The sequence below is a fragment of the Candidatus Desulfatibia sp. genome (assembly GCF_036446775.1).
GTDB lineage: Bacteria > Desulfobacterota > Desulfobacteria > Desulfobacterales > UBA11574 > Desulfatibia_A.
This window is the reverse complement of sequence record NZ_JAZFTO010000356.1, coordinates 1-5,162: the sequence shown is the minus strand read 5'-3', so window position 1 is coordinate 5,162 and position 5,162 is coordinate 1. Positions and strand designations below refer to the sequence as shown.

Below are 5,162 nucleotides of genomic sequence, written 5' to 3'. Positions count from 1 at the left end.
ATAGCCAATATTATGTCGCATGTGGAGCAGGGCGGCAGGTTCTCGCGGCCGTTTGCCGACTATCCTTATGTCATGGAATCGGTCAAACAGATGGTAGCCACCGGAGAAGAAGTCGGCAAATTGCCAAATGTCATGTTGCGTCTGGCTGTGTTTTATGATACACAAATCGAACAGGATTTAAAAAAGATCGCTTCCATGATCGAGCCTGTGGCGCTGATAATCATGGGCATAGTAGTGGGACTGATCGTTTCGTCCGTGATCCTTCCAATTTTTAAGTTGGGGCATACGATACGTTAAGGTTTTAGTAACCGTTCAGAGGTTCAGGGTTCAGGGTTCAAAAGTTCAGGAACTAATGGTTAATAATTAATAATTAACAATTGATTATTGATTATTATATTCGGGTTGAGAGGATCAACCTGTGAACGCCTACAGGTTTTAATAACCGGAAGTGAAATAACTAAAGTTTTAAAGTTTTATAGCCGATAACTGAGAGAGAATGTAGACCTTAATGATTTAAAGAGGAGACTAAGGTATGAGATTAAATTCTAAATGCCAGTCGGGATTTACACTGATTGAAATGCTGATAGTTATTGTTGTGCTGGGAATCCTGGCCATGATAATTATCCCCCAGATTACAGTCTCCACCGAAGACGCCAAGATAAGTACGCTCCAGACCAACCTGAGCGGCCTTCGCAGCTCCATCGAAACCTACTACGCCCAGCATGATAGCATATATCCCGGTGCGAAAAAGGAAACGGACGGCACTAATACCGCGTCCGATGGCGAAGCAGGAACTGCCTTTCTGGCCCAGCTTACATTGTATTCAAGAGCCACCGGAGTTACTGCCAACGTCAAGGATGCAACGTTTAAATTCGGTCCCTATATCAAAGGGGGGGTATTGCCTAAAAATCCTTTTACCGCTACTAGCAACGTGACGGCTGATTTTGACGAAACCAACATTACGGTGAGGGTGGCGGATACAGCCAGTGCCTGGAAATTCTACCCGATAACCGGTGTTTTTATCGCCAATGATACTGCGGCGCATGCTCTTTACTAAACACCGATTTTCACAGGCACTTTAACCGGCAAAATTATACCCTAATCACGCGGTCCGGACAATTTCTACAGGCTTTTATTCATTGATTTTGCTGTTGAATCATCAATATATTGTTAAGGTTGTTTTTTGCGTGAACATAGCCGGGCTTTATTCGTAGGGCCTCTCGAATATGAACACCGGCGTCTTCAAACTTTCCCAGACGAGCCAGAACAACTCCTAAGTTATTATGCGCCTCTGCAAATTCCGGATTGAGTCGCAAGGCTTCGGAAAAATAGTTGATGGCCTTATCAAGCCTGCCCTGCTTTAACATGGCACGTCCCAGGCTGTAATGTGCCTCCGCATACCCCGGGTTAATTCGCAGCACTTCGGAAAAATGATTGACCGCATCATTAAACCTGCCCTTCTTTGCCAAGACAACACCCAGGTTGTAATGTGCTTCCAGGTGCTCAGCGTTTATCTGCAATGCCTTAGAAAAATGATTGATCGCATCATCAAGGCGACCTTGCTCTGCCCTGGTAAGTCCCAGGTTGTAATACGCTTTGATATGATCCGGTTTTATCCGGAAAGCCTCTAAAAAATGGTTGATGGCTTCATCAAATTTACGCTGTCTTGCCAGAGCAATGCCCATGTTGTTATGCGCCCCAGTATGCTCTTGGTCTATTCTCAACACTGTTGAGTAGTGGTCGATCGCTTCATCAAGCCTTCCCTGCCGGGCCAGTGTAAGTCCTAATTTGTAATGTGCATTCAGATGATCGGGGTTTATCTGAAGTGCTTTTATAAAATGGTCGATCGCTTCATCCAACCTGCCCTTCTCTGTCAGAGTAACACCCAGGTTATAATGCGTCCTCCCATCTTCGGGGTTTATTTGCAATGCTTTGGAAAAATGGTTGATGGCTTCATCAAACCGGCCCTTCTCTGTCAGTGCAACACCAAGATTGTTGTGTGCCCTTATGGAATAAGGATCATTGCGCAGCACCTCTTTATAATAACTGATGGCTTCAGATGCGTTCCCTCCTAAATTGTAAAGGTAACCAAGATAAGAACTGGCAACTAACTTATCAGGTAAAAGATCAATTTTGTTTCGCACAACATCGATTTGAATTGCAAGGCATCTTTTAAATAATTCATCCTCGCCATCTTTGAAAATGTAAAAATCTATCTCGTTATCGGTACAATATGTCTCCACAAGTTTAAAGAAGCGTTCTTTTTGCAAAGGCGTTGCTTTCGACAGGTCAACCATGTTACGGAAAGGCGCATATACAGAAAGTGCATAAGCTGCAAAGTCTATCTGGTCATCAACATTTGCTGTAATTTTTTCAACAATATTTCTTGTCTCGCTACTAAGGCTTATCCGTTCCTTTGGTTGAATATTCTTGGATATTATTAAACCATCACTATACATCAGTTTAGGTGCCGCAAATTCAAGCCGGGGATGATTGTCCGTATTAATATCGCCATGGCCAAAAAACCTTTGCAGATCTTCAGACACAATCAGCCTGGACAGCAATCCGGATTTTAGGAGGGACACATTTTTTGATTTCCTGATGGAGGTCAATTTTCGTTTTGCGTATTCCAGCTTCAACCGGCCTTTATCTTTAAATCCGATCAACATGAAATCAGTCCCGTTTCCGGACGGATTGGTAACCACTAAGAGGCTGTTTGGAAAGACCTTGGCAAATGTACGGCCGACAAGGTCAAAAGTTTTCCGGTCCATCTGATACGAATGCATCCATTGAACAAATATGCCGCCGTTATTAAGCCTCTCTTTTACCAAATCAAAAAAATTGATAGTAAAAAGCGCAGCAAGCCCGGCCATCCAGGGATTGGACGGCTCGGAGATAATTACATCGTAGTTTTGCCTGGTGAGCTGCAGATGCGCACGCGCGTCCTGAATAATAAGGTTTGTTTTGGGGTCTGAAAGAACATTGTTGTTCCATGGAATAAAAAAATCACTGGCCGCAATAACTTGATCGTTGATCTCAAGGATATCGAGTTGATCAATAGGATAGTATAACACCTCTCCAGCCGTTATGCCGCTTGCCAGTCCAATTACCATAACCGTTTTGGGGTTCTTGTGAAAAAGCATAGGAAAATGTGCTAAAAGTGTTTGTGTCTCCATGTCACCGCGTGATGTAGCATCTGCTTTTCCGCTGTTCGCCATTATATACTTAATGTTACCAAAAGCATCATTGTATTTCACTACGGTAGTAAATCCGCCAATTCCATCACCGTAATATACTAACTCGTCACTTTTTGATCTCGAAAGGATCTTTGACCCATGCAAAAGGGATTCCAGCCAGCCTGTGCCTAAAATGGATGCCTTGATTTCTTTAAAACGATAATATTTGCCTGTGGAAAGCTGGCGATGGTTCCATGCCGGATAAGAAAAGCATAAAATAATCCCTGCCAGAGCAGGGACTGCAAGTACGCTAAACTGCAAAAAGCTTCCCTTCCTGTTTTTAAGCATTAGGCCTGCAATGACCAGTGCAAAGATAAGTTGCAAACTGACAATCGCCCCTATGCCCGCTTCCTTTCCGACAAGCGGTATGAGCAAAAACCCCGCACAGAATGCACCTGCCAGCGAACCGACTGCATTGAGCATGTATGCAAAGCCAATGGATTTTCCAACTTTTGAGACGGACTTGGTGTATATTTTCCCAACCAGAGGAAAGGTGGCCCCAAAGCAAAGGGTCGGCAAAATCATGCATAGAAAAAGTATGCTCACTTGCAAAAGACTTAATAGACCGAATCGGCCTTTAAAGGTAAAAATCAACTTGGCAAAAAATAATTGGCTGCCGCCTAAAAGCTGACTGACGGCCAGAACAAGTAAAGCTGCTGCTATCTGCGTAAAAAGCAAGAGCCATATGCATTTTTTTACTTTATCTGCAAAATAACCGAAAATCATACTGCCAAGTGCCAACCCTGTAATGAACGTCACCAGCACAATTGTAAATGAATATGTGGTAGGGCCTACAATCAGGCCCAGCAGCCGGATCCAAATTACTTGACAGGCCATAGCACAAAAGCCTGATACAGAAAAAATTACCAGCGCGCTCTTTGTTTCCCAAGGATGTACCGGTTGATCGCCCGGGGTTTCATCTATTAGATTTCTTTTTTTTGAACTTGAAGCTTTCTGTGCCGCGTTTTTGTGCGGCACCTTTACTTTATAACTAACCATCAAACATGATATGCCGATCATAAAATTAAGCAGCACGGCAAAAAACAACGTGCCGTAAATACCCCAAAGGGCTATGAGCCAAAAACCACACAACAGGGCACCAAAAGCCGCACCAATAGTATTCAATCCATACAGCCTGCCTGCATGCGTGCCGACGTGAGACAGGCTGGTAACATAAAACCGGCATAAGATCGGCAGCGTGGCTCCCATACAGGTTATGGGGATCAACAGTATGATCGAGACGATAAAGAATGTGAAAAGGTTATAGATGATAGAGTGGTTGTAAAGCCCGTTATAAAGAATAGTTTGAAGCGGCCTGACCAAAAAGAGAAGTAGAGGAATCACAAGGGCGTAAGCTCCTATTGCAAGCTCCAGCATCCCGTATATCTTAACTAAAGCCAAGGGCTCCTTGATGCGATCTATTGTCCGGCCGGCAAGATAACTCCCCAGGCCCAGGCCGCCCATGAAAATAGTTAGAATGATGGAGACGGCAAATGGCGCACTACCAATAATCTCCACCGTCATCCTCATCCACAGTATTTCATATACCAGGCCTGAAAGACCGGAGAGAAAAAAACAGAATAGAACAAAAAGAAATATTTTGTTGGCGGTATTATCTGGAATTTTCTTTTCAGACATTTCTATTTACTACCGCTTTGGTGGGACAGAATTTGGGAGACGTATTAACTAGAGTCTATCCATAAATACATTTGAGCACTAAGTAGTTTCCAATTCATAAATGAGATATTTTTTCGATGAGCAAGGCCGCACAAGGGTTTTCGTCCGAGGCGTACTTTAGTACGTCGAGGGCGGAAACGCGCGGCCTCCGGCTCGTAGAGCCTACGCCTCGGAGAGAGAACGCCGCTCATCGGAAAAATAGCCATTTATGGATGGAAACTAACTGCTTGATGTGACCTTCCCGCTGAG

3 protein-coding genes are annotated in these 5,162 nt (G+C 44.0%); 2 read left to right on the top strand and 1 reads right to left on the bottom strand.

Annotation, left to right across the window (positions count from 1 at the left end):
- The coding region (locus tag V3S16_RS16370) for a type II secretion system F family protein (protein ID WP_413886878.1) at nt 1–297 on the top strand (297 nt) is incomplete at its 5' end.
- A 235-nt stretch (nt 298–532) separates the two neighbouring features.
- The gene (locus V3S16_RS16365) at nt 533–1,057 is read left to right on the top strand and encodes a type II secretion system protein (RefSeq protein ID WP_413886876.1); all 525 of its coding nucleotides are present in this window, start codon (nt 533–535) and stop codon (nt 1,055–1,057) included.
- Nucleotides 1,058–1,136: 79 nt separating this feature from the next.
- Here V3S16_RS16365 and V3S16_RS16360 read toward each other — a convergent pair whose 3' ends face one another.
- Entirely contained in the window at nt 1,137–4,874 is a 3,738-nt protein-coding gene (locus V3S16_RS16360; protein WP_413886874.1) for a fused MFS/spermidine synthase, read from the bottom strand.
- Nucleotides 4,875–5,162: the final 288 nt, after the last annotated feature.

Coding starts and splice junctions, on each gene's coding strand:
- V3S16_RS16365 (WP_413886876.1), top strand. CDS start 533: ATGAGATTAAATTCTAAATGCCAGTCGGGATTTACACTGATTGAAATG.
- V3S16_RS16360 (WP_413886874.1), bottom strand. CDS start 4,874: ATGTCTGAAAAGAAAATTCCAGATAATACCGCCAACAAAATATTTCTT.